The following is a 26,401-nucleotide window of genomic DNA, read 5'->3' on the forward strand; positions in this document are numbered from 1 at the left end:
CAAGGAGAGTCCCGATGAGCCAGTTCCGCAGCGAAACCGATTCCATGGGCGCCATCAACGTGCCCACAGACCGTTACTGGGGCGCGCAGACACAGCGGTCGGTCAGCAATTTCCCGATCGGCGTGGCGCGCTTTAAATGGCAGCGGCCGGTAATCCGGGCGTTGGGTATCCTGAAAAAAGCGGCCGCACAAGCCAATGCCCAATTGGGTGAATTGCCCAAAGAGGTGGCCGAACGCATTGTCAGCGCGGCGGATGAAGTGATTGCCGGCAAGCTCGATGCGCATTTCCCGCTGGTGGTGTTCCAGACGGGGTCTGGTACGCAATCGAACATGAATGCCAATGAGGTGATCTCTAACCGCGCCATTGAAATGGCCGGTGGCGAGATGGGTAGCAAGAGCCCGGTTCACCCGAATGATCACGTGAATCGCGGGCAGTCTTCCAACGATACCTTTCCGACCGCCATGCATATTGCGGTGGTAGAAGAATTGCAGCAGCGCTTGTTCCCGGCCATTGCCACGCTGCGCACCACGCTGGCGGGCAAAGCCAGTGCCTATGCAGGCATCGTCAAAACGGGTCGTACGCACTTGCAAGATGCCACGCCAATTACACTGGGGCAGGAGATCGGCGCATGGGTGGCCCAACTGGACTTCGGCATTGATGCGGTTCGTGGCGCGTTGCCGGGTTTGTACGATCTGGCCATCGGTGGCACGGCCGTGGGGACCGGACTCAACGCCCATCCGCAGTTTGGTGGCAAGGCAGCCGCAAAGATCGCGGCCATTACCGGTTACCCGTTTCACGCAGCGTCCAACAAGTTCTTTGCCTTATCTGCACATGACGCACTGGTGCAGACTTCCGCCGCACTGCGAACGCTCTCCGGGGGGCTGATGAAAATGGCCAACGACGTGCGCTGGCTGGCCAGCGGCCCGCGTTGCGGCATTGGAGAATTACGGATTCCAGAGAACGAACCGGGATCCTCCATCATGCCTGGCAAGGTGAACCCGACGCAGTGTGAAGCCATGACTATGGTTTGCGTACAGGTCTTTGGCAACGATGCCGCCGTGGCCTTTGCCGGCACCCAGGGCAATTTCCAGCTCAATGTGTACAAGCCGGTGATGGTGCATAACGTGCTGGAAAGTATTGGTTTGATCAGTGACGCCGTGCTGGCTTTCAATGATCACTGTGCAGTGGGGATTGAGCCGGATATGGATGTGATCGAATCGAACCTCGCCAAAAACCTGATGCTCGTGACGGCGCTGAACCGCCATATTGGTTACGACAAAGCGGCGAAAATTGCCAAGAAGGCGCATCACGAAGGACTGACGCTGAAAGAGTCCGCGCTGGCGCTTGGCTTTTTGACTGAAGAAGAGTTTGCACAGTGGGTGGTGCCGATTGAGATGACCAAACCGTCGGTTTGAATAGGGTTGGGTTGTTACGCGGATGATCTTGCTGACTTGTCATTCTTGGCGGAAGTCAGTCTGGCTAGCGCAGGTGGCCTTTGCTGGCAAGAATGCCAAGGCCGTAGGGGGATTCGGAGCGATAGTGACAATCCGCCTTGGCATGCGTAAAACCTGAACTACTGTTAGCGCCTTCGGCGCGGGTTGAAAAGCATTTGATACCCGGGGTGCCGGGCCCACGTTACTTTTTTTGCTTCGCCACCTCGGCGGCCCCAAAGAAAGTAACCAAATAAAGGCGACCCCAGCCTCGCGGCCCTCCGGGCTGCCCTCAGTCGGTCGGGAGCCTAAGGTCTCCCTCCCTTCTTCGGCGCTGGGCTTTAAAGGGGGGAGAAGGTCAAAAGCAACCCCAACTTCAACGGCAACAGCAACCAAATCCGCAAGACCTCTGTTTGCAACACGGTCTGCTTTAGCCAGCTGTGCAGCAATAAAAAACGGCAGCCGAAGCTGCCGTTTTTTAAGACTGCAATCTGCCTGTTACTTGGCCGGTGCAGCGCCACCCACAATTTCCAGCACTTCCCACTTGCCACCCTTGACGGTGTAAATGGTGATTGCGCCGTTCTTGATGTCACCCTTTTCGTCAAAGGTGATCGGGCCGGTCACGCCCTGATAGTCGATCTTCGCCAGTTCCGGCAGGTACTTCGCGGGTTCGGTGGAGCCGGCTTTCTTCATGGCTTCAACCATCACCTTCACGGCGTCATAGCAGTACGGTGCATACAACTGCACTTCCTGGCCGAAAGTCTTCTTGAACTTGTCCAGGAATTCCTTACCGCCCGGCAGTTGATCTTTCGGTTGACCTGGGGAGGAAGACACCATGCCTTCAGAGTCATCCCCGGCCAGCTTGATCAGTTCAGGCGTTTGCGTGCCGTCGCCGCCCATGACCTTGGCAGTGATACCCAGTTTGTGGGCTTGTTTTTTCAGCGGTGCGGCTTGTGCATCCATACCGCCGTAGAAAATCAGATCTGGCTTGGTGCCCTTGATCGAGGTCAGGATCGCGTTGAAGTCGGTTTCCTGGTTGGTGGTGAATTCACGCTTCACTACGTCGCCGCCGGCTGCCTTGGCGGCTTTTTCAAATTCATCTGCCAGGCCCTGACCGTAAGCGGTGCGGTCATCCACAATGGCGATCTTCTTGGCGCCCAGCTTTTGCACGGCGTATTCGCCCAGCACCTTGCCTTGTTGGGCATCGTTGGCCATGACGCGGAAGGCCGTTTTGAAGCCCTGCGCAGTGTAGGCTACGGCGGTGGCCGACGGCGAGATCTGCGGAATGCCTGCGTCAGAGTAGATCTTGGAAGCCGGGATGGTGGTACCCGAATTCAGGTGACCGATCACGCCAACTACTTTCTCATCCACAAAACGCTGGGCGACTGTTGTCGCCGTTTTCGGATCAGCCTGGTCGTCTTCGGAGTCCATCTCGAACTTGACCTTCTTGCCACCGATATCGGCGCCACCGGCTGCGTTGATTTCGTCGATAGCCAGTTTCACGCCGTCTTCATTGTCTTTGCCCAGGTGAGCAATGTTGCCGGTCAGCGGGGCGGCGTGACCAATCTTGACGGTAACAGTGTCACCAGAAGCACCGCCAGCAGCGGCGGTCGCGGATGCTGCCGGTGCCGAAGCTGCGGCGTCGGATTGTGCCGGCTCCTGCTTGCCACATGCAGCCAGGCCTAGTACGGCCGCGGCAATCAGGGTGTAACGCGCGATGGTCATATCCAGATCCTCTCAGGATGATTGCGAATTATTCGTCAGAATGTGGGGGTGAGCGGGCGGCCACAGCAGGACCGCTTGCGCTTTTATTCCGGTGTTGGCATGGCGTCAGCTCAGTGTTTTGTAGAGCACGGGTGATCGTTATGCCAAAGCTACGGTAATTGATAATGAAGATGCGCCTTTCTGACTGTCAAATGCCTGGACCGGGTCATTGATGAAGGGTGGTTTCTATGCAACAAGCGATGAATGGTTGTGCATTGATGCGGTGCACAGGCTGCTTGCCCATTGCAAACATGCCTCAAAATGGCTCTGAGCCTTGTTTTACAAATGTTTGTGCTCGGCAAACGAATAGCTTTGGCTGCCTGCGATGATGAAATGATCCAGTAGCCGCACATCAATCAGCTGTAGCGCGTCACGTAAGGTCTGTGTGAGATTGATATCTGCTGCTGACGGTTGCACCCGACCAGAAGGATGGTTATGCGCCACGATGATCGCGCAGGCGTGGTGTTGCAGCGCCTGACTCGCCACCTCCTGGGGGTAGACCTGGGTCTGGTTGAGACTGCCTTGAGACAGTTCGACACAGGCCAGCACGCGGTGGCCCGCATCAAGCAGCAGCGCAACAAAACACTCCACGCGCCGATTGCGCAGCAATAGCGCCAGATAGTCGCGCACCGTTTGCGGGCTGGTCAGGGCATTGCTGTGGCTGATGTCTTCATGGAGCGCCCGGCGTGCCATTTCCAGTACTGCTTGCAGTTGCGCGTACTTGGCATCGCCCATACCTGCTATTTGTGAGAAGGCGGCACGTGGTGCGCTGAATACGCCATTGAGCGAGCCAAAATGGTTGAGTAGCAAACGCGCCAGATCAACCGCCGAATACCCGACAATGCCGACGCGCAAGAAAATGGCGAGCAACTCAGCATCTGAAAGTGCGTCCGCACCGCGTGTCAGCAGTTTCTCGCGCGGACGTTCGGCGGCGGGCCAGTCATGAATGGACATGGGGACTCCAGCAAGAACGGGGAGCCCGATACCCTGTTACACTTCTGGCCCATCAGCAATCTGGAAAACAGTCAGGTTTGCCATGAAACAAACACAAAAGCGGATCGTACTGGGTGTGACCGGCGGCGTCGCGGCCTACAAGGCGGCGGAACTGACGCGTCTGATGATCAAAGCCGGTTGGGAAGTCCAGGTAGTGCTTACCCAGGCGGGGGCGGCGTTTGTCACGCCGGTCACGTTCCAGGCCCTGTCTGGCAAACCTGTGTTCACCGATCAGTGGGACGCGCGGCTGGATAACAACATGCCGCATATTGATCTGACCCGTGGCGCGGACGCCATTCTGGTTGCGCCTGCCACGGCTGACATGCTGGCCAAAGTGGCGCATGGGCTGTGCGATGACTTGCTCTCGACACTCATCGCCGCCCGGGACTGCCCGCTCTTGATGGCGCCAGCCATGAACAAGCAGATGTGGGAAAACAAACCCAATCAACGCAATGTGGCGCAACTCAAAGAAGATGGTGTCGCCATTCTGGGACCGGATGCCGGTGACCAGGCCTGCGGCGAAGTCGGCATGGGCCGCATGCTGGAACCCGAAGCCATCATGCAAGCACTGGAAGCGTATTTTCAGCCCAAATTATTGCGTGGCAAGCGTGTGCTGATTACGGCTGGTGCGACCTTCGAGCGCATTGACGCTGTGCGCGGTATTACCAACACCAGTTCCGGCAAGATGGGTTTTGCGATCGCACGCGCGGCGGCGGAAGCAGGTGCCGAGGTGACGCTGGTTGCTGGTGATACCGTGTTGCCCACGCCTGCCGATTGCCGGCGCATTAATGCAAAAAGCGCGCAGGAGATGTTCGAGGCCGTCGAGCAGAATGTACCGGTCAGCGACATTTTCATCAGCGTGGCGGCAGTGGCTGACTATCATGTGGTCAACCCGTCTGCACACAAGATCAAGAAAGATGCCGCGACCATGACGCTGGAACTGGCTGCCAACCCGGATATCCTGGCCAGTGTGGCAAGCCGTGCCGATGCGCCTTTCTGTGTTGGCTTCGCGGCGGAATCTGAAAAACTGCTTGAATACGCTGAAGCCAAGCGTAAACGCAAACACTTGCCGCTGCTGGTGGCCAACCTGGTGCAGCAAGCCATGGGCGCGGATGACAACGAAGTGATTTTGCTGGATGACGCTGGCCAGCATCGCCTGGCCCGTGCACCCAAACTGGATATCGCCCGCCAGTTAATCGCCCACGTGGCCGATCTTTATCAACAACAACATAAACCTGCCAAACAAGCTTGAGGGGAAGCAGCAATGAGCACGCTCGATATCAAAATCCTGGACCAGCGCCTGAAAGACAACTTGCCCGCGTATGCCACGCCGGGCTCAGCCGGGCTGGACCTGCGGGCGTGCCTTGAGGCACCGCTGGAACTGGCGCCTGGCGCGACAGCGCTGGTGCCTTCCGGTATGGCGATTCACCTTGCGGACCCCAAGCTCGCGGCCATGATCATTCCGCGCTCCGGTCTTGGTCATAAGCACGGTATTGTGCTGGGCAACCTTGTCGGGCTGATTGATTCAGACTACCAGGGACAGGTGTTTGTGTCGGTATGGAACCGTGGCAATCACTCGTTCACCATTCAGCCACTGGAACGTATTGCGCAACTGGTGGTGGTGCCGGTGGTGCAGGTGGCACTCAATATCGTTGAGTCGTTTGAAGAGAGCTCGCGCGGGGAAGGCGGGTTCGGTAGTACCGGAAAGGCCTAAGACATCAAGATGTGTCGGGTGGATTGCGCAATGTATCCACCCGAACGTCAGGTTGGACTGTCACCGCGCCGTAGCGCTTCGTAATCCAGATGCAGGTCCTTGAGCAGTAATTGCATCTGTCCCAGACTTTCTATCCATAGCTCTGCCACTGCCGCACCATCATTGCTACGCGCCGCATATTCCAGAGCCTGCATGCGTTGCAGGTTACCCGTGGCGGCAATCGTCCCGCATGCACCTTTGATTGCGTGAGCCTCATGCAGGACCGTGGCCAGATCTTCGGCGGCAGCGGCGTTTTCCAGCAAACGCATGCGCGCCGGAACATCCGCCAGGAACACGCCCAGTAATTCCGTCAGCAGGGCAGGGTCACCCGCGACCATATCCAGTGCGGCTGCACGCGAGTATTCAGAAAAGCCGGGCATGTCTATGAGCTCGCGGTTGACGGTTGACGGGTGAGTGCCAGCAACAATGTTTGTGCGGCAGTGCCCGCACGGGCGAGCGCCCCTGCGCGCTGTTCCTGCCAGTATAGGGTGAGTGCGGGGGAAAACTCGCTACCGTAGTTCGCGGCCAGCACATCCAGGTCATGCAAGTACCCAAGGGCTTCTTGTGCCGGTTTGGCTGTGCCAGCCAGGGTACGCCAGCGCTTGGGCAACCAGGCGGTCAGATGCTCGTGCAGATAACGCAGCTTCTTGATGGTGATCCGCGCGTCGTGCCAACGCTCTGGCTCTGTTTGCGGGGTGAGCAATTGCAGTTGTTCGACTGACTGATGACGCAATGTGCTTGCAGTTCGACGAATGCGTTTTTGCAACCGGGTTTTACCAGGCATCAGGGCATGCAGTAGTCGTGGCAGGCGGCGCATGGCTTTGTCGAAGCCTTTCAGCCGCATGATGCGGGGTGCTGCATCAGCCGGTGGAGTGCTTTTGTTAATGCGTGCGATGAGCGGGGTGGTCAGCTCGCTCGGCCAGTCGGCAATCAGGCCAAGCAATGCATCGCGATCCCGCAAGGAATTGGTCGCTTTGCCGGCGACTTTCATTTGTTCAAGCGTATGTTCAAGTGGCGGGCTGCGTTTAAGGGCAAACAGCTGGATACGCAGACTGCGCAATCCGATACGGAACTGGTGCAGGGCGGTTTCGTCCGGGTTTTTGCGCAAATGGAGGTGCAGTTTTTTTAGCCGTTGTGCGGCTTTGCTTTGCTGATGGAACCATTGCTTGCGTTTGCCCAAAGCCTGTCTCCTCTCGGGTTTGGCATCCAGTGCGCCCCATGTCGGTCAAGACGTGGATGAGCGCAGCCAGGTATCGACAATCGGTTGCGCTGCGCGGAGTGATTCAACGACGGGTACGCCCAACGCCAGGGTTTGTGCTGTTGGTGGGCGCAGGTCTGGCACCATGATGGCGCGACAGCCTGCGCTGTGCGCAGCGGTAATGCCAAAGTTGGAATCCTCAAACGCCACGCATTCAGCGGGTTGCCGACCCAGTCCGGCGGCCGCCTTGAGATAGATATCCGGTGCGGGCTTGGGGTGTTCGATGTCGTCACCGCACACGGCAAATTCAAAGTACGACCACAAACCGGCCGCCTGCAAATGATGTTCTGCGACGCTGCGGCGCGATGACGTGGCCACGGCACAAGGCAGGCCGCGCTCTCGCAACCAGTCCAGCAAATCAATTACGCCTGGCCGGTGCGGAATGGCTTTGGCGGTCGCTTCCAGATAGCAAGCGTGGGTGGCGTCAATCAGTTGCTGGACCGGGGCATCGGGCCCGAGTTCATCAAGCAGATAGGCGGGCACTTTACTCATATGCATGCCGACCATGCCGTAAGGCACGTGATCGTTCATTTCAAGTTTGAGTTCGCGGGCAGCGCTGGCCCAGCAATCGATGGCGATGCGTTCTGTATCCAGCATCAGGCCATCCATATCGAAAATGGCGGCCTGCAAGGGAGGAAAAGACATGACGTAAATGTTTGATTTGATTAACATGAAAGTCTACCCGATCCACCCCTTTGCGGACAGCGTACAATGTTGTCTGTTCTGTGCTGATCTTCGTTATTGCGCCCCTATTGTGAAATCCCGTTCCGTTCCTGCTCAAGCCAGCACCTGCCCCTGCGGCCGCCTGAATACCTATGAAACCTGCTGTGGTGTGTTTCATGCAGGTACTCCTGCACCCACGCCGGAAGACTTGATGCGATCCCGTTACACGGCGTATGTCCTGCAATTGGGCCCTTATTTGCTGGACACGTGGGCAAGTCAGACTCGCCCGCCGCAGATGGATTTTGCCGAGGACGGCGGCATCAAGTGGCTCGGGCTGGAAGTCAAACGCGCCTATGTAGAAGGGGAGCGCGGGGTGGTGGAGTTTGTCGCCCGTTATAAGGTTGCCGGGCGGGCGCACCGCATGCACGAAACCAGCCGCTTCACGCGTGAGGCTGACGGCCGTTGGTATTACGTGGATGGAGAGGTCGAGGGCGCCTGAGTGGCCATTTTTGTGTAGTCGGAATTTTTGATGTACATCTTTTTGGGGTAAATTCGGGGTGCTTGAACGCGGCAAGCACCTTGCCCTGAATCAACACTGTTTCATTCTGGCAACTTTTTGCCACATTTCGCCGATTTGGTGCGCCTTTCTACAACCCGCGCCAATACTGGTGCACAGCAAACCAACCCTATCCCCGGCTAGTTTTTTCGATCGTGAATATTGACTTTGTTGTCGTGCTTCGTTAATTTCAAACAAACGTTTGAAATATCCAAAACAAAGTTACGCCACTGGAGTCCACATGGCCGAGTCTATCCGGGCTGTTGAAACGTCCACCCGCATTCTTGATGCTGCCGAATTGCTGTTCGTTGAGCATGGTTTCGATGCCACCTCCATGCGCCTGATTACCCAGGCTGCCGGGGTCAATATTGCTGCTGTGAACTACTACTTTGGCTCCAAGGACGGCTTGTTCAAAGCCGTATTCGAACGTCGTGCCGAGCCGTTTGTACGTTTGTTTGTAGGTCATCTGGATCGCCTTGAGCGGTCTGTGCAGATTCCTGCTGCCGGTCAGGTAGTAGAGTCGTTTGTGTCCGCTGCCTGTGAATTGGGCCGTGACACCACGCTGGGTGGTCTCGTGTTCGTACGCCTGCTGGCCCGCACTTTCGTGGAGCCGCATCCTGTCCTTAAAGAAAGCATGCCGCGCCGTTACAGCGAACTCACTCGCCGCTATACCGACGCGCTGGTCCGGGCGCTGCCGCATCTGACCGAAGCCGAAGTTCATTGGCGTTTCCACTTTCTGGCCAATGCCATGTTCAACGCATTTGCCGGTACCAACGTCCTGCGCCTTTTCATGGCGCAACCCATTGTCAATGCGCGAGACCCGCAAATGGTCGCGCGCATGCTCGTTCCTTTTGTCGTAGCAGGACTGGACGCGCCCGCCGCTGATCCGGCCCTGAATAACTCGAATTCCTAAGGAGTATCAAGACATGACCGCGCTGATCTGTGTGGCTGTTGTCCTCATCGCATTTCTGGCTGTCGCGTACCTGCGTGCGCCGCTCTGGTTGTCGTCCCTGCTGATTGTGCTGGGCGTTGTTTATGGTGTGGCCACCCATGGCCTGAACGTCATTGTGGCCACGGTGATTGTCGCCATTCTGGCGGTATTGAATATCAAGCCGTTCCGTCGCGCCTTCATTACCAATCCGCTGTTCTCTGTATTCAAGAAAATCACCCCTGCGATGTCGCAGACCGAACAAGAAGCGGTTGATGCCGGCACCGTGTGGTGGGATCGTGATCTCTTCTCCGGCAAGCCTGATTTTGGCCGTCTGCATCGTTTTCCGGCACCGAAGCTGACGGCTGAGGAACAAGCCTTTCTGGATGGTCCGACCGAACAGCTGTGCGCCATGCTGGACGACTGGAAGATCACCCACGACACCAAAGACCTGTCGCCAGAAGCGTGGCAGTTCATCAAGGATCAGGGCTTCCTGGGCATGATCATCAAGAAGCAATACGGCGGCAAAGAGTTCTCCAACCTTGCCCATGCCCGTGTTGTGACCAAGATTGCCACCCGTAGTGGCTCTGCCGCAGTGACGGTGATGGTGCCGAACTCGCTCGGCCCGGGGGAGTTGCTGCAGCACTATGGTACTGACGCACAAAAGAATTACTACCTGCCGCGCCTCGCGAAGGGGATCGAGATCCCGTGCTTTGCGCTGACCAGCCCGGAAGCCGGTTCTGATGCCGGTGGTATCCCTGATTACGGCGTCGTCGCACGCGGTAGCTATACCGACCCGCGCACTGGCGAGCGTCACGAAGACGTGCTGGGTATTCGCGTGTCCTGGGAAAAGCGTTACATCACGCTGGGCCCGATCGCGACCATTCTTGGTCTGGCCTTCAAGCTGTATGACCCGGATGGCCTGCTGGGTGACAAGAAAGACATCGGTATCACCTGCGCGTTGATCCCGACCGAACACGAAGGCGTGCAGATCGGCCGCCGCCACTATCCGGGTACGTCCGTTTTCCAGAACGGCCCGAACTGGGGCAAGGACGTGTTCATCCCGATGGATTGGGTCATCGGTGGCAAGGATTACGTCGGCCAGGGCTGGCGCATGCTGGTGGAATGCCTGTCCGTGGGGCGTTGTATCTCGCTGCCGGCCATGTCTGTCGCCTCTGGCAAGCTCTCTTCCTTCACGACCGGCGCTTATGCCCGTATCCGTAACCAGTTTGGTCTGGCCATTGGCAAGTTTGAAGGCGTGGACGAAGCGCTGGCCCGTATCGGGGGCTTTACCTACCAGATGGACGCTGCCCAAAGCCTCGCGCTGACTGGTCTGGACATGGGTGAAAAGCCATCGGTGCTCTCCGGCATCCTGAAGTACCACAACACCGAACGCATGCGTAAATCCATCAATGATGCGATGGACGTCCACGCTGGCAAGGCCGTATGTATCGGCCCGAACAACTACCTGGCGCACGGTTATCAGGCAATCCCGGTGGCGATCACCGTGGAAGGCGCCAACATCCTGACCCGTTCAATGATCATCTTCGGTCAGGGTGCTATCCGCTGCCATCCGTTTGTGCTCAAAGAACTGCGCGCCGCCATGAGCAATGATGCTGCCGCGTTTGACAGCGCAGTGATTGGCCATATCGGCTTCACCATCAGCAACGCCGTGCGCTCGCTGGTGATGGGCCTGACTTGCGCCCGTTTTGCTGGCAGCCCGAAATCCGGCCCGACCTCCGTGTACTACCGCAACACCATGCGCATGTCTTCCGCGTTCGCCTTTGTGGCTGATATGGGTATGGCCTCGCTGGGTGGCAGCCTGAAGTTCAAGGAAAAGCTCTCTGCCCGTCTGGGTGATGCGCTCTCCAATCTGTACATCGCCACCGCTGTCCTGAAGAAGTACCAGGACGAAGGCGCCACGGCCGAAGATCTGCCGCTGGTGCAGTGGGCTGCGCAAACCGCACTGTATGACTGCCAGGTCGCGCTGGATGGTTTCCTGAATAACCATCCGAACCGTGCACTGGCCTGGCTGATGCGTCGCGTGGTGTTCCCGTTCGGTCTGACCCAGCGTGCACCGGCTGACGCCATCGGCACCAGGATTGCCCGTCTGTTGATGGAACCGTCGGCAAGCCGTGATCGCCTGACTGAATACATGTACAAACCGACCGCCGAGACCGATCCGGTAGGCGTTCTGGACCACGCACTCAAGGCCGTGATCGCCACGGAAGCCGCCGAAGGCAAGCTGCGCAAGGCTGCACGGGGCGGTCAAGTCTCTGGCTGGACCTCTCACGCCCAACTGGCTGATGCACAAGGCAAGGGTCTGATTACGCAAGAAGAATTCAGCGCCATTACCCGTGCCCGTCAGCTCAAGCGCGCGGTGATCATGGTGGATGACTTTGATCAACAACTGAACAACCCGGACCCGGAAGTCACCACCCGCGTGGTCTTCTGAGCGAAAACAGGGCGGCTTTTCCGGGGGCATCCGTCCGGAAAAGTCATGAACACGCCCTGACGTCAAGGCTCCGTTGTATTTGAGCCCGGTGGCTTGCCGCCGGGCCAGTCGGAATAAAAAATTCAGCAGGTCGTTTTTTTAGCCCCAAAAGTTGATCAAACGCTTGACTGAAATTGAGTGAAGGCCGTTACAAGGCCTCCGATGAAAAACCCGCCAGGAGCGGCGGGTCCCAAAAAGATCGCAGCCAAAAACTGCGTTTGAAGGAGAGTACGATGAAGAAGATGGTCTGCGCTTTACGCATGATTGGTGCTGGTTCGCTGGTGGCACTGTCGGGTCATGCACTTGCTTCCGGTTACAGCTTTGGTGTGCAAAGTATCAGCGCACAGAGCGTGGCCAATGCCAACGGCGCGGAAGCCAAGGATGCGTCTGTTCTGTTTTTTAACCCGGCAGGCATGACTCATCTGCAAGGGGATAACATTGCGGGTGGCGTGGTGGTGGTTGATCCGTCGATCAAGGTCTCCAACGCCAGTTCCACGACAGTCAATGGCGTACCGGTCTCGGGTAACAATGGCGGCGATCCAACTGAAGCCGTTGCAGTGCCTCAGTTGTATTACACCCACCAGATCAATGATCAGGCCTACGCCGGTATCGGTTTCTTTGTACCGTTCGGTGACTCGGTCAAGTACGACAGCGGCTGGGTAGGTCGTTACAACTCCACGCGTCTGGATATGCGTACCTACACGTTCAATCCGTCGTTTGCGTACAAGTTCAACGATCATCTGTCGCTGGGCGTTGGTGTATCTGCCCAGTACATGGATGCCTCGTTCAAGAAGAAGGCTGACTTCGGTTCGCTGGCTGCCCAATCGCTGCAAACCCAGTTGTCCACACCGGCCGGTCAGGCCCAGATCGCCAATCTGATTAGCCAGATGACGGCACAGGGTCTGCTGACCCAGACACAAGCCCTGCAAATCCAGCAAAACCTGCCGGCTGCCATTGCCAGCATGCAAGGCAATGCCAAGTATGACGGCGAGCTTTCCTACGAAGGCACCGACTGGGGCTTTGGCTGGAACATCGGTTTGATGTACGACGTGGATCCGAGCCTGCGCTTTGGCGCCGCCTACCGCAGCAGCATTCACCAGAACCTGTCTGGCGATGCGGACTGGAACGACCCGCAAAACTTCAATCTCGATGCACTGAACGCCTACGGCGCCGCCGGCACCATCCTGAACAAGGCGCTGAACACGGCCGTACAGGGCGCGTTCTCTGCGTTTGAAGATGGCAACGGTAAGGTTTCGGTGGATACCCCTGACACCCTGTCACTGAACTTCTTCAAGAAAATCAATGACAAATGGGCTGTGATGGGTGACTGGACCCACACTTGGCACTCCAAGTTTGATGAACTGAGCCTGCAGTTCTCCAACGGCCTGCCTAACGCGGTCATCGAGCAAAAGTGGAAGAACACCAACCGCTATTCGCTCGGCGCAACGTATCAGTGGAGCGACCCGTTCCAACTGCGTTTTGGCGTGGCGTATGACCAGTCTCCGGTACCTAGCGATACCTATCGTATCGCCGCGCTGCCGGATAACAACCGGATCTGGTATTCGATCGGCTTTAACTATGCATTCAATCGCAACCTCTCGGTTGATGTGGCCTACACCTATGTAAACATCCAGGACGCCCACATGAACAACAACGAAGGCTGCGTGTTGCCCACTTGTACGGGCAGCGGTACGACCACGGTGGCAGATTTCACCAGCAACGCCAATATTCTTGGCGCGCAGATGAACTACCACTTCTAACGAGGTGGGCCGGCGCGGTGCCTCGACACCGTGCCGGCCTGTTCAGACCCTATCCACAGGGTCAGTTCTATTGGGGATATATTTCTTATGGTCCAGACAGCCAACATTCGCCGCGTCGCCGTACTTGGCGCCGGGGTGATGGGTGCGCAGATTGCCGCTCACCTGGTGAACGCCGGTATCGATACCGTGCTTTTTGATTTGCCGGCCAAGGAAGGCGACGCCAATGGCATCGTCAAGAAGGCAATCGACAATCTGAAAAAGCTCAAGCCTGCGCCGTTTTCCAGCGCGGCCCGTGCCGAACACGTTGCGATGGCCAACTATGGCTCTGATCTGGAGCAGCTCAAGAGCTGTGATCTGATCATCGAAGCCATTGCCGAACGCCTTGACTGGAAGCTGGATCTCTACGCCAAAATTGCCCCGTTCCTGGCACCGCACGCCATTCTGGCGACCAATACTTCCGGCTTGTCGATTGGCAAGCTGGCCGAAGGTGTACCGGCAGAACTGCGTGATCGCTTCTGCGGTATTCACTTCTTTAATCCGCCGCGCTACATGTACCTGGTCGAACTGATCCCGACCGCGCATACCGCCGGCGCACAACTGGACGCCCTGGAAACCTTCCTGGTCACGCGTCTGGGCAAGGGCGTGGTTCGCGCCAAAGACACGCCTAACTTCATCGCCAACCGCATCGGTGTGTTCTCCATGCTGGCGACGATTCATCACGCCGAACGCTTCGGCATCCGTTTTGATGTGGTGGACGACTTGACCGGGCCGCGCCTGGGCCGTCCGAAATCCGCCACCTTCCGTACTGCTGATGTCGTGGGTCTGGATACGTTCGCCCACGTGGTCAAGACCATGACCGACAACCTGCCCAATGACCCGTGGCATAGCCACTATCAGGCACCGGCATGGATGCAAGCCTTGATCGAGAAGGGCGCGCTGGGCCAGAAGACCCGCGCCGGTATCTACAAGAAAGAAGGCAAGGACATCCTGGTACTGGACCCGAAAGCGGGTGAGTACGTGGCATCCGGCCAGAAGGGCAGCGACGAAGTCAAAGCCATTCTGAAGATTACCGACCCGGCTGAACGTTTTGCTGCGCTGCGCGCGTCTGCGCACCCGGAAGCCCAGTTCCTGTGGGCCTGCATGCGCGACGTATGGCAATACATTGCCTACTGGCTGGGCGACATTGCCGGCTGCGCCCGCGATGTGGACTTTGCTATCCGCTGGGGTTTCGGCTGGAAGCAAGGCCCGTTTGAAATGTGGCAAGCGGCGGGTTGGAAAGCCATTGCCGCCGCCATCAATGAAGATATCGCCGCTGGCAAGACCATGGCTAGCGCCGCACTGCCGGCCTGGGTTGCCCAGCGCGATGGCGTGCACACGCCTGAAGGCAGCTACAGCGCTGCCGATAACAGCCTGAAGCCGACTTCCAGCCTGCCGGTATACGAGCGCCAGATTTACCCGCCGACCGTGTTTGGCGATGCCGAACCTGTCTACGGCGAAACTGTGTTCGAAAACGACGGCGTGCGCATGTGGCTGCGCGCTGGCGACGACGTGCCGGTACTGAGCTTCAAGACCAAAGCACATTGCGTGGGTCCGGATGTGCTGGCTGGCGTGCAAAAGGCCGTCAAGATTGCCGAAGAGCGCTTCCCGGGTCTGGTGATCTGGCATCCGGAAGCCCCGTTCTCGGTTGGCGCCGATCTGGCCAGCATGGGCCCGGCCTTCATGACCGGTGACTTTGCCTCGATCGAAAACATGGTGCACGAGTTCCAGAAGACCTCGATGACCATCAAGTACAGCCAGGTGCCAGTGGTCGGTGCCGCGCAAGGTTACGCGTTTGGTGGCGGTTGCGAGTTCTTGATGCATTGCGCCCGCGTGGTTGCCGCACTGGAAACCTATGTCGGCCTCGTGGAAGTGGGCGTGGGTCTCTTGCCGGCCGGTGGCGGTTGCAAGGAGTTTGCGCTGCGTGCCGCCCGCGAAGCCAAGGGTGGCGACATTCTGGCCAGCCTGAAGGACTACTACATGGCGATGGCGATGGCCAAGGTCGGTACTTCGGCAGAAGAAGCCAAAGAAATCGGCTACCTGCGTGAGTCGGACATCATCGTGTTCAACGCCAACGAAATCCTGCATGTGGCCCAGTCGCAAGTCCGCGCCCTGGCCGATGCCAACTACAAGGCCCCGATCAAGCCCAAGGCCTTCCCGGTGATGGGGCGCTCCGGCGCCGCCACGATCCGTGGCCAGTTGGTGAACATGCTGGAAGGCGGTTTCATCAGCAAGTACGACTACTTCATTGGCTGCCAGATCGCCGACGTGGTCAGTGGTGGCGATGTCGAAGCTGGCACGCTGGTGGATGAAGAATGGATTCTGAAGCTGGAGCGTGAGCGCTTCATGGGCTTGCTGAAGAAGGGCAAGACTCAAGAGCGGATCATGTACATGCTGGAAAACAACAAGCCGTTACGGAACTGATGCGTCAACACGTAGGGTGGGTTCGCGCAGCAACCCACCATGCAATGCGGGAATCAGGCGGATTGTCGCTCCGCTCCGAATCCACCCTACGTCTCTGTCTGATCGCCATTCCAGGTTGTGGCTTACCACAACCACAACGTTTGACCGAATACTCAGGAGCTCAAAAATGAGCAAACAAGTTCAAGAAGCCTACATTGTTGCTGCGACCCGCACGCCGGTAGGCAAAGCCCCGCGCGGCATGATGCGTTATGTGCGCCCGGACGACATGCTGGCCCACGTCATCAAGGGCGCGCTGGCCCAGGTGCCGAATCTGGACCCGTCCCGCATTGAAGACGCCGTGGTCGGTTGCGCCATGCCAGAAGCTGAACAAGGCATGAACATTGCCCGTATCGGCGTGCTGCTGGCCGGCCTGCCCAACACCGTGGGTGGCGTGACCATCAACCGTTTCTGCTCCTCCGGCATCAACGCCGTGCAGATGGCCGCTGACCGCATCCGCACTGGCGAAGCCGACATCATGATCGCCGCCGGTACCGAGAGCATGTCCATGGTGCCGATGATGGGTAACAAAGTTGCGCTGAACCCGGAAATCTTTGCCAAGGACGAAAACCTGGGTATCGCCTACGGCATGGGTCTGACGGCCGAGAAGGTTGCCAACCAGTGGAACGTCAGCCGTGAAGATCAGGACGCGTTTGCGGTCGAGTCGCACCGCCGTGCGCTGGCCGCCATTGAAGCCGGCAAGTTCAGCGATGAAATCACGCCGCTGGAAGTGACCTACCGCGTGCCCAACCTGGCCACCGGTGAAGTCGAACTGATCAAGAAAACGCTGACCACCGATGAAGGTCCGCGCCGCGACACCAGCATGGAAGGCCTGGCCAAACTCAAGACCGTGTTTGCGGCCAAGGGCTCCGTGACCGCTGGTAACAGTTCCCAGATGTCCGACGGTGCTGGCGCGCTGATCCTGGTGTCTGAGCGCATTCTGAAGGAATACAACCTGACGCCGCTGGCTCGCTACGTGAGCTTTGCCGTCAAGGGTGTGCCGCCAGAAATCATGGGGATTGGCCCGAAAGAAGCCATCCCGGCTGCGCTGCGCAATGCTGGTCTGACCAAAGAAGACCTGGCCTGGATTGAACTGAACGAAGCCTTTGCTGCACAAGCGCTGGCCGTGATTCGCGACCTGGGTCTGGAATCCGCCAACGTCAACCCGCAGGGTGGCGCCATCGCCCTGGGTCACCCGCTGGGTGCCACCGGTGCCATTCGCGCGGCCACGCTGGTTCACGGCATGCGCCGCGAAGGCATGGCCGGCAAATACGGCATGGTCACCATGTGTATCGGTACTGGTATGGGTGCCGCCGGCATCATCCAGTCGCTGTAAAGATGTAAGGCCCGTAACCATGAAGCAGCCGGCATGAGGTTGCAATCAGTGCAGATAGCGCAGGGCGCTTGCTACGGCGAGCGTCAGGACTGCTGCGCCCTGCAACCATGCAATATGTCGGCGGCTACCGTGGTCACGGGCCGGTTTTACCGTTTTCTTCACGCTCTGCCTTTTGTGCCCGCGGTCTGAACTGCGGGCTTTTTTTTGCCTGCGTTTTGCAAGTGGTCGCAGAAACATAATAATCAGCGCCTTTTGCCACATCGAGTTTGCTGATGTGGCGCCGGACAGGTCAGGCAGGCCTGGTCTGGCAGAACAGGCCATCAAAAAAGGAACGTACACGATGAAGCTCAAGCAATCCCGTATCGCCATGCTGGCATTGGCCGCCGCGCTGACGCTGAGTGGTACGCACGCACTGGCTGTTGAAGTATCTGGTCAGACCGTGGCCGATCATGCCGATGTGGGCGGTCAAAGCCTGCAACTCGACGGCGCTGGCATGCGCAAGAAACTGATTTTCAGTGTCTATGTGGCCGCGCTGTATACCTCGGCTAAAACCAGCGACGCTGCGACGGTCATCAATGCAACCACGCCGCGCCGCATGGAACTGCACATGGTGCGCAGTGTTTCGGCTTCGACCATGCATGAGTCATTTGTCGAAGGGCTGAGCGCCAACGTGTCCGATGCGCAACTGGCCGCACTCAAGCCGCGCATCAGTGCGCTGGAGAAAATCTTCAACGAAGTGAAGTCTGTTGAGAAGGGCGACCTGATCACCCTGGACTTTATTCCGGGGCAGGGGACGAAGGTCTCGGTACGCGGCAAAGCCTATCCTGTGATTGCGGGGGATGATTTCGCTGCTGCAATGTTGTCGATCTGGCTGGGTGCCAAGCCTGTGCAGGACAATCTCAAGGCGGCGCTGTTGGGCAAGACAGAATAAAGCTCGCGCTGGCGACACCCAAAAAGGAGGCTTCGGCCTCCTTTTTTTGTCGTATTGCTTTGATGCACCTCAAGTGTGCTCTGGATGCGCCGCCACTGTGCGTAGTGAGGTGTATCACTTATTTCCGTAGTTTGGCTACACGATTTTTCATGATGTATTTTACATTTTGCAATACGTTATATTGTTGTTTATTAACGTATAAGTGTTAAATATGCGTAACAATATTCCTTGATGTTACGAACTTATTACGTAGTAATTCTACGAAAATGCTTGCACCAGTTTTGTAGTAGAGGTACTATTTGTCCATGCCGAGCCACAAGCCGGATCCACTGAAGTTCCAGATTCAAAAGGAGATGGAAATGCGTACTTTCAATCTGATTGTGAAAAACGCCCAACGGATCACCCGCTTGATGGTCAAGTCTCACGGTTGGCAATCGACGCAGTGCCCGCGTTGATCTGACAACCTTGTATAGAGGCGCAAGCCTCTGATGCAAAACCAGTTTTAAGCTCTCCTAGGCTTAAAATGGCGGCGCGAGCCGCTTAGCTTTATCGACTCCTCCATCCTCTGATGCCCGTGGTACATGACCGCCCCCGGTGGTTTATGTCCCGGGCTGTTTTTTTGCCTGTTTTCCGGCGTTCTCCACACTTGTTGCACTTGTAATTCTCAAATCAGCCACGCTTTCAGCTTTTAGTGCCGATTTGTACGGTTTCTGATTCACCGCAAGAGCACACTTCTGTAAAGTAGCGGCTTGTTTTGTTGCCTTAGCCCCTTCCTCAATGTCCTTGCCGGTGCGCTTTCTTTGCCTGTGCTTTTTCGCCTTGTTGCTCGAGGCTGCGCGCGCATCAGAGCCGCAAACCGCGTCTGAACCGCAGACCGCATCTGACCCGCAAGCGGCCCCACAAAGCCAGAGCGCTTCAGAACCTCAGTCTGCGGTGGAATCATCCGCGGATACCGCCGTGGACGTGCGCAAGATCGACAGTTACAAGATTGATATCTCCGGCCCCAGTGATGTCGTTGATCTCTTGAAGCCTTATCTGGACGTGTACAAATGGCGTAGTCAGAAAGGTCTGCAGGTCGACGAATTGCAAGCGGCCGTTGACCGCGCACCGCAAGATGCAACCGGATTGCTCAATACAGAGGGTTATTTCAAACCCGATGTGCAAGCGCGCATGCAAGCCGAAGGCGACAGCTACCATGTGTATGTCACGGTCGAGCCAGGCCCACAGGTTGAAGTGCGCAAGGTGGATTTACGCCTGACTGGCCCGATCAATGATGACCCGGCATACCGAGATGCGCTCCTGGCACGGCTGGCGCGCAAGCCGCCACTGGATAAGGGCGATATCTTTACCCAGTCAGACTGGGATCTCTACAAACGTACTACGCTGAACGCGGTACTGGTGCGGCGCTATGCCGGCGCACGTATTACCCAGAGCGAAGCGCTGATTTCAGAAGACAAACAGTATGCTGATCTGACGCTGGTCATAGATAGCGGGCCGTTCTATCACTACGGCTACGTCAAGATCAACGGCATGCAGCGTTACCCGGAAAAGATCGTGCGCGATCAGGTTCATCTGGCGGAAGGGGGTGAATACCGGCGCTTCGAGATACTCAATCTGCAAACCGACTTGCAGGAAATGCCGCAGGTTGCAGCGGCAGTGGTCGACGCCCAACTGGATAACGCGCCACCGTATAACGCGCCGATCGATATCACCGTGCAGGAAGCGCCATTGCAAAAACTCGGGCTGGCCGCCGGTTACAGCACCAACACACGCTATCGTGGCCAGATCGACTATCGCTATAACAACATTGCGGATCGGGGCTGGGTCTGGAACACCAAGGCCGTTTACGAAGGGCTGGAACAATCACTCAGTACGGATCTGACGTTTCCAAAACAGCCGGATGGTTACTCACATAAGGTTTATTTCTCTGGCGATCACAGTATCGTGCAGGGGTTGTCGACCACCAGTTACAAGGGTGGGGTGTCGCGGTCGGTGAGCGATCGCAATATTGACCGTACCTTGACGCTGGAATATCTGGTCGAACGCCGGGACTCGGGTGACGGCAATATTGATCGTCCGCATTCGCTGACGCTCAACTACCAATGGATTCGCCGCGATCTTGATAATCAGCGCGACCCGCACAAGGGCACGATCTGGCAGGTGGAAGGCGGCGGCGCCTCGGGGCAAATCCTGTCCACGCAGACCTTTGTGCGCCTGTACAGCAAAGGTGCCTTGTACTGGCCAGTGGGTGAGGAAGGGATTTTTCTTGGCCGCCTGGAAGGCGGTCAGACTTTTGCACGGACTGCGGCTGAAGTCCCCACGGACTGGTTGTTCCGGGCGGGTGGCGCTGGCAGCGTACGTGGTTACGATTATCAAAGTCTGGGCGTGAAGGCGGATGACGGCACGGTGAATCCTGGTCGTGTCCTTGCGACCAGCAGTGTGGAATACCAGCACCCCGTGTACAAGGCCTGGCGCGGTGCCGTGTTTGCTGATTACGGCGACGCTGCAGATACCTGGCAAACCTGGGAAGGTCACACTGGCGTGGGCGTCGGTGCGCGCTGGATCAGCCCGGTGGGTTCGATCGGTGCCGATATTGCATATGGCGTTACTGAACGACAGTGGCGCTTTCACTTTGCCATGGGGCTGGCGTTCTAAATATGGACGACCTCCAGAATCAGCCCCCCGAGACCCCAGCGCCGCCGGCCAGAAAGCGTCGCCACGGCTTGCACTGGCTATGGCGTGGGCCGCTGTGGTTGGTGGTCTTGCTGGTGCTGACGGTCGCTGGGGCGCTTTACTGGATTGACACTCAGCATGGTCACGACTGGTTGCTGCAAAAGGTCAATGCCACCGGGATGGTGCGGATCGGCAAAGTCCAGGGGTCGCTCTATCGCAATTTGATCGTCCATGATCTGGTGGTCGATACACCAGAAGTGCACGTAACCGTAGACCGGATCGACCTCACCTGGCGTCCCCAGGAACTTGTTTACGAACGTATCGGCATTGATGCGCTGGATGTCGGCTCGGTACGTATTACCAGCAAGCCGCAGCCGCCCAACAAGCCGGCGTCACCGCCACCAACCAGCCTTGATCTGCCGATCGCCATCCGCGTAGATGAACTGCAACTGGCACGGTTGGAGATCATCGATACGCCGTTGGTGTTTACCAGCTTGAAAGCCAGCTTGCATAGCGATGGAGAGCTGCATCAGCTCAAGCTTTCACAACTCTTGACGCCGCGCGGCCGGGTCGAGGCAGATCTGCAACTGGATGGGGATGCCCCGTTTAAAACCGTGGGCCAGGTGCAGTTTCATGGTCATCTGGACGGCAAATACGTGCAGGCGGGTTTGCAGCTCAATCACAATTTACGTGATCTGCAAGTGCAAGGGCGTTTGCAGGGCGAAGTGGCGCAAGCCAGTGTGTCGCTGCGGGCCGATGTGTTCGCTGAATACAGCTACACCATGTTGCACGAACTGCGCCTGACCGCAGAGCGCGTCAATCCAAAACAGTTGATGGGTTCATTGCCGCAGGCATCGCTTTCTGCCCAGATGACCCTGGTGCCACGCGCAAAGGATCGTGCGGATGGCACGATTGTGATCACCAATACAGCGGCGGCGATGATTGATGACGACGCCATCCCCCTGACAGGTCTCAGTTCCAGCTTTACTGTTTTCAATGACCGGCTCGATTTGCAAAACTTTGAAGCGCGCTTGCTGGGCGGTGCCAAAGTGACAGGGCAGGGCGAGTTCCGCCAGGACAAACTCAAAGCGGATTTCAAGCTGGATGCGCTCGATATTGCCAGCTTGCTCAAACGTCAGCCGCCGACGCGCCTGTCGGGTGATATCCAGCTCACCGGCCCATACAAAGCGCCAGATGTGCTGGCAAAGCTTGCTGACGCGCGTTACAAGGCGTCTGCAAATGTCGATCTGGGCTGGATCAACCCTGAGAAAGAACGGCGCCTCGCGATCCGCAAATTGGAGCTATCGCGTGGGCTGGCCAGCGTCGCGTTGTCTGGCGAGTTTGCTCTGGATGGCAAGCAAGACTTCAAAGCGACTGGCAAGTTTGCCAAAGTGAACCCGGCCGAATATGTGGCCGCGCCGGTAGGCAGTATCAGTGGAGACTTTACTGCTTCTGGCCAGTTGCAGCCGGCCTGGCAAGGACAATTGCAATACAAGCTGGCTAACAGCACCTTCAGCGGCCAGCCACTGGCCGGGCAAGGTGAGGCGAAGCTTGACGCCAAACGCATGGTTACGCCCGGTTTGTGGCTGCAACTGGGTGCCAACCGGATTGATGCCCGTGGGGCGCTGGGTACACCGTCGGATCAACTCAACCTGCATCTGGATCTGCCGCATCTGGCGGATGTCGGCCAGGGTTTTGGCGGTGTGTTGAATGGCGATGTGAATTTGCGTGGCGGCTTCAAACGGCCAGAAATTCAGGGCAAGCTCGCCGCGCAAGGACTGAAAACGCCGTTTGGTGTGCAGGTTCAGGAAGCCCATGTTGACGCGCGTTTGTTTGCAGATCTGAACAGCCCCATCCACGCCAATGTCGAATTGGTCAACGCCAGCGGATTTGACGCCAGCGTGGGCAGCCTGAAGTTCAATCTGGAAGGCACGCGTAACCAGCATCAGATAACGCTGACCATGCAGGGCAAATATCAGAACCAGCCCGTATCTGCTGACTTTGCTGCGGCTGGTGGTCTGGATGCGCAGTGGAACTGGCAAGGGCAGATTGAACGTCTATTGGCTGAAGGGCCACTCAAAGTCGAACTCATGGCCCCGACGACCCTGACCGCCGGTGCACAGCGCGTCGCGCTGGCTGATACCCGTCTGAAAGTGGGCAACGGTCAGATTCATATCGCGCGGCTGGATATGGCGGGCACTCATCTCAGCACCGCTGGTGAACTGCAAAAAGTGCCGTTGTCTGATTATCTGGTGCTGGCCGGGGCCAAGAACCTCACCAGTGACATGCTGCTGTCGGGCCGCTGGGATCTCACTGGCGCTGATGTCCTGGACGGCTTTGTAGAAATACAGCGTGATTCGGGCGATATCCGGCTGCAAAGCGGCGGTGCGCCGCAGGCGTTTACGCTCACTGCACTGCGCGCCAGGCTGGATGCAAAGCAGTCCCGTGTTGCGTTGTCCGGCCTTGTGTCGAGTGATCGTTTCGGGGCGATCAACCTTGACGGCAATACCCAGATCGACTGGCACGACAAGCGGATTGCACCTGGCGCGCCACTGACCTTCAACGCGGTAGGCAATATCGAGAAACTGGAAAAGATCGCACCGCTGGTGAGTAGCAATATCGCCCTCGCCGGCAATGTGCGTTTTGAAATTCACCGCAGTGGCACCCTGGAAGAACCACGTATTTCCGGTTCTGTAGACGGGCAAAAGCTGGATATCCGCGACACGGCCACGGGCCTGACACTGCGCGATGGCACGGTGCATCTGGCCATGCAGGATAACCGCCTCACGCTTAAACAGTTTGAGTTTCACGGTGGCCAGGGCGTGCTGCGAGCAGATGGCACCATGGATATCGGTAAAGAAGGCCCGCACGCCGAAGCCAACATCACGGCAGAACACCTGACACTGATCAACAAACCGGATATGCAACTGATTGTGTCTGGCAAGGGTCTGGTGGGGTATGACAAGGACGGGATTTCGGTCAAGGGCAACATGCGTGCGGATCGCGGCATGGTGCGCTATCAGGCTGCGGGTGAGCCGCATTTGTCTGATGACGTCGTGCTGGCTGGTGTCCAGCGCGAAGAAAAAGCAAACGTGCCGCTGGCCGCGCTGCAGTTTGATGTTGATCTTGGCGATGACTTCACCTTCAAGGGCTATGGACTGGATGCACGCCTCGCTGGCGCATTGCGTTTGCGCGCCAGCCCCAATCAGTCACTGTCAGCCCACGGCACGGTGAGCGTGGAAGACGGCAAATACGCAGCCTACGGCCAGAACCTGACTATTGAACGTGGCGTGCTGTCGTTCTCCGGGCCGCTGGATAACCCAGGGCTGGATATTCTGGCCATGCGGCGTGGCTTGTCGGTAGAAGCTGGTGTAGCCGTGAAGGGCACAGCCAGTTCCCCCCGTGTCACGCTGTACTCGGAGCCCGCTGTGCCGGATAACGAAAAGCTGGCCTGGCTCTTGTTTGGCCACGGCACCGACAGCATGGACAAGGGCGACGCGGCGGTCATGGTGCAGGCCCTGAACGCTTTGTTGTCGGGGGATTCGTCCGGGCAGGGGTTCTCACAAGAACTGCTTGGCAGCATTGGTATTGATGAAGTGGGTATGAGCACCGATAAACACGCTGATGGCACCACTACGCAGATCGTGTCGATCGGCAAGCGGCTGACCGACAAAGTCTCCATTGCTTTCGACAAGAGCCTCGATGGCCTTGAAGATGCCATCAAGCTCACATTGCGGCTTTCGCGCAACTGGTCGCTCGTCACGCGTTTTGGGGCCTACGAAAGTACGATGGATGCCACGTATAACATCTCTTTTGACAAGGTACCCTGGTAGCCAGCATTCATGCGGGTTCCAGCCACGAAGGCCGCGATGATGCGGCCTTTTTTCCTGCCTTTTCCTGCAAAACAGAAATGGCCGCAGGTGTTAAACACCCGTCTTGCTGAAACTGCTTATTGTTGCGGCTGTTGCGGGATTATTACGCTGCACCATGTAGTACGAAATAAAGCACTACAAATCAGGTACACTCTGTGCCCCGTTCCGCTCGGGGTTCCGGCGACTGCTGGCTGGAAAGTCAAACAAACGAATAATTAAGGAAGGAGATGCGCATGCGCACACATGGAATCGGTGCACTGTCGGCGTTGGCCGCCGCACTGTTGCTGGCCGCCTGTGGTGGGGGTAGCGATGGTGGTCACGACTTTGACAGCAACAATGCGACTCAGACGCAGGCCAATATCAAACAGGTTGTGGTTTTTGGCGACAGCCTGAACGACGTCGGCACTTACAACCCGACCACGGCGCTGCTGCACACAGCCGGCCCGGTCCCTGCGTCTCCTGGTCTGGCATTTACGACCAAGCCGGGTGCACCGTGGACCTCCTACGTTGCGCTTGCCTACAACTTCTATCTGCAGCCGTATCAGCGCGTAGATTTTGGTCTGCCAACCAGCTACGGTGGTCCGGGGCAGGTCGTCACCCTGGGCGGCACTGACTACGCCCAGGGTGGTGCAACGGTGCAAACCGACGCTGCGGGCGGTGGTGTGGTGAATGATGCCACCACTGGCAATGTGCCGGTGCAAGAAGCAACCGCACTGTCTGTGAAAACCCAGATTGATCTTTACCTGGCTGCAACCCCCACGTTCAATGCCAGCCAACTGGTCCTGGTTGATGGTGGCGCCAATGACATTCTGAATTATTTCCAGGATACAACCCAGGTCGGACAGTTGCTGACCGCGATCGCGACCAGCGGCAACCTTACTTCCGCGGCAGCCACTGTGACGGCGTTTGGCAAGGCGACGGCTGACAACATGGTGGCCCAACTGCAACGTCTGCCCAATGGTGGCGCGACCAATGTGGTTTATGCCAATGTACCTGATATTGGCGCAACCCCGTTTGCAGCGTTCCTGAAGCAAGTTGTCACCGCAAAGCTCAACGCTTCTGGCGGCTCTGCGCTGGTCCCGACGGTGACCTATCTGCCTACGCTGATCACCACCATGGTGACTGCATACAACCAGGAAGTGGCAGCAGGTCTGGCTGGTAGCAAGATCGTTACCTTTGATGCCAACGCGTTGCTGGCAAACGTACAAGCCAACATGAGCCAGTACGGCATGATCAATGTATCCCAGCCTGCTTGTAATTCCAGGACCGATTCAACTGATCCGTCCACGCTGACCTCGCTGATCTGCACGCAAGCAACGCTGGTCGCGGGTGCTACTGACAGTAACTACTTGTTTGCTGACTACGTGCACCCGACCAATGGCGCCCACAAGATCTGGGCCGCTGCGGTACTCAAACAAATTCAGCCGCTGATCGCGCAGTAAACCAACACACCTCCAGCACAGGCTTACCTGCCCGTGCCAGAAAAGCGCAGTC

The 26,401-nt window shown here is 57.6% G+C and carries 19 protein-coding genes; 13 read left to right on the forward strand and 6 right to left on the reverse strand.

Features of this window, described 5'->3' with window-relative positions:
* Positions 1-14: 14 nt before the first annotated feature.
* Positions 15-1,415 (forward strand): class II fumarate hydratase, encoded by a 1,401-nt coding sequence (gene fumC, locus IEX44_RS11055; protein WP_188693243.1) that lies wholly within the window; start codon positions 15-17, stop codon positions 1,413-1,415.
* Between the two features lie 513 nt (positions 1,416-1,928).
* Here the strand turns inward: fumC and IEX44_RS11060 are convergent.
* Complete coding sequence (locus tag IEX44_RS11060) at positions 1,929-3,155, reverse strand: branched-chain amino acid ABC transporter substrate-binding protein (RefSeq protein WP_188693246.1); 1,227 nt, start codon at positions 3,153-3,155, stop codon at positions 1,929-1,931.
* Between the two features lie 318 nt (positions 3,156-3,473).
* Complete coding sequence (gene radC / locus IEX44_RS11065; RefSeq protein ID WP_188693249.1) at positions 3,474-4,148, reverse strand: RadC family protein; 675 nt, start codon at positions 4,146-4,148, stop codon at positions 3,474-3,476.
* An 82-nt stretch (positions 4,149-4,230) separates the two neighbouring features.
* Between radC and coaBC the strand changes: the two genes are divergently transcribed.
* Together coaBC and dut are read left to right on the forward strand one after the other, a co-directional pair.
* On the forward strand, positions 4,231-5,439 hold the full coding sequence (coaBC, locus tag IEX44_RS11070; RefSeq protein ID WP_188693251.1) for a bifunctional phosphopantothenoylcysteine decarboxylase/phosphopantothenate--cysteine ligase CoaBC: 1,209 nt from the start codon (positions 4,231-4,233) through the stop codon (positions 5,437-5,439).
* A 12-nt stretch (positions 5,440-5,451) separates the two neighbouring features.
* Positions 5,452-5,901, forward strand: coding sequence for a dUTP diphosphatase (gene dut, locus IEX44_RS11075; RefSeq protein ID WP_188693253.1), 450 nt, complete (start codon positions 5,452-5,454; stop codon positions 5,899-5,901).
* A 47-nt stretch (positions 5,902-5,948) separates the two neighbouring features.
* On the opposite strand, the gene IEX44_RS11080 is transcribed toward dut, so the two are convergent.
* From IEX44_RS11080 to IEX44_RS11090, 3 genes are read right to left on the reverse strand one after another with little or no spacing between them, the layout of a single operon-like run.
* Positions 5,949-6,320, reverse strand: a complete 372-nt coding sequence (locus IEX44_RS11080; protein WP_188693256.1) for an Hpt domain-containing protein — start codon at positions 6,318-6,320, stop codon at positions 5,949-5,951.
* A 2-nt stretch (positions 6,321-6,322) separates the two neighbouring features.
* On the reverse strand, positions 6,323-7,120 hold the full coding sequence (locus IEX44_RS11085; RefSeq protein WP_188693259.1) for a CHAD domain-containing protein: 798 nt from the start codon (positions 7,118-7,120) through the stop codon (positions 6,323-6,325).
* A 45-nt stretch (positions 7,121-7,165) separates the two neighbouring features.
* Positions 7,166-7,843: an HAD family hydrolase gene (locus tag IEX44_RS11090; protein ID WP_188693262.1), complete on the reverse strand. Its 678-nt coding sequence runs from the start codon at positions 7,841-7,843 to the stop codon at positions 7,166-7,168.
* Between the two features lie 25 nt (positions 7,844-7,868).
* On the opposite strand from IEX44_RS11090, the gene IEX44_RS21190 reads away from it, so the two are divergent.
* From IEX44_RS21190 to IEX44_RS11120, 6 genes are all read left to right on the forward strand, one after another.
* Positions 7,869-8,360, forward strand: a complete 492-nt coding sequence (locus IEX44_RS21190; protein ID WP_188694003.1) for a YchJ family protein — start codon at positions 7,869-7,871, stop codon at positions 8,358-8,360.
* Between the two features lie 298 nt (positions 8,361-8,658).
* Entirely contained in the window at positions 8,659-9,330 is a 672-nt protein-coding gene (locus IEX44_RS11100; protein ID WP_188693265.1) for a TetR/AcrR family transcriptional regulator, read from the forward strand.
* A gap of 13 nt (positions 9,331-9,343) precedes the next feature.
* Positions 9,344-11,800, forward strand: coding sequence for an acyl-CoA dehydrogenase (locus tag IEX44_RS11105; RefSeq protein ID WP_188693268.1), 2,457 nt, complete (start codon positions 9,344-9,346; stop codon positions 11,798-11,800).
* A gap of 272 nt (positions 11,801-12,072) precedes the next feature.
* Positions 12,073-13,599 (forward strand): OmpP1/FadL family transporter, encoded by a 1,527-nt coding sequence (locus IEX44_RS11110; RefSeq protein ID WP_188693271.1) that lies wholly within the window; start codon positions 12,073-12,075, stop codon positions 13,597-13,599.
* Between the two features lie 87 nt (positions 13,600-13,686).
* A complete protein-coding gene (locus IEX44_RS11115; protein ID WP_188693274.1) occupies positions 13,687-16,059 on the forward strand; it encodes a 3-hydroxyacyl-CoA dehydrogenase/enoyl-CoA hydratase family protein in 2,373 nt (790 codons plus the stop codon).
* 166 nt (positions 16,060-16,225) lie between these two features.
* Positions 16,226-17,431 carry an acetyl-CoA C-acyltransferase gene (locus IEX44_RS11120; RefSeq protein WP_188693277.1) on the forward strand — a complete coding sequence of 402 codons (1,206 nt, stop codon included), beginning with the start codon at positions 16,226-16,228 and terminating at the stop codon, positions 17,429-17,431.
* A 45-nt stretch (positions 17,432-17,476) separates the two neighbouring features.
* On the opposite strand, the gene IEX44_RS11125 is transcribed toward IEX44_RS11120, so the two are convergent.
* On the reverse strand, positions 17,477-17,782 hold the full coding sequence (locus tag IEX44_RS11125) for a hypothetical protein (RefSeq protein WP_194468907.1): 306 nt from the start codon (positions 17,780-17,782) through the stop codon (positions 17,477-17,479).
* On the opposite strand from IEX44_RS11125, the gene IEX44_RS11130 reads away from it, so the two are divergent.
* From IEX44_RS11130 to IEX44_RS11145, 4 genes are all read left to right on the forward strand, one after another.
* Positions 17,772-18,362, forward strand: coding sequence for a chalcone isomerase family protein (locus IEX44_RS11130; RefSeq protein ID WP_188693283.1), 591 nt, complete (start codon positions 17,772-17,774; stop codon positions 18,360-18,362). The genes IEX44_RS11125 and IEX44_RS11130 overlap by 11 nt on opposite strands.
* Positions 18,363-19,319: 957 nt before the next feature.
* Complete coding sequence (locus IEX44_RS11135) at positions 19,320-21,017, forward strand: autotransporter assembly complex protein TamA (RefSeq protein WP_188693286.1); 1,698 nt, start codon at positions 19,320-19,322, stop codon at positions 21,015-21,017.
* 2 nt (positions 21,018-21,019) lie between these two features.
* Positions 21,020-24,868: a translocation/assembly module TamB domain-containing protein gene (locus IEX44_RS11140; RefSeq protein WP_188693290.1), complete on the forward strand. Its 3,849-nt coding sequence runs from the start codon at positions 21,020-21,022 to the stop codon at positions 24,866-24,868.
* Between the two features lie 272 nt (positions 24,869-25,140).
* Entirely contained in the window at positions 25,141-26,349 is a 1,209-nt protein-coding gene (locus IEX44_RS11145) for an SGNH/GDSL hydrolase family protein (RefSeq protein ID WP_188693293.1), read from the forward strand.
* Positions 26,350-26,401: the final 52 nt, after the last annotated feature.

It is taken from the genome of Silvimonas amylolytica (assembly GCF_014645555.1).
GTDB classification, from domain to species: domain Bacteria; phylum Pseudomonadota; class Gammaproteobacteria; order Burkholderiales; family Chitinibacteraceae; genus Silvimonas; species Silvimonas amylolytica.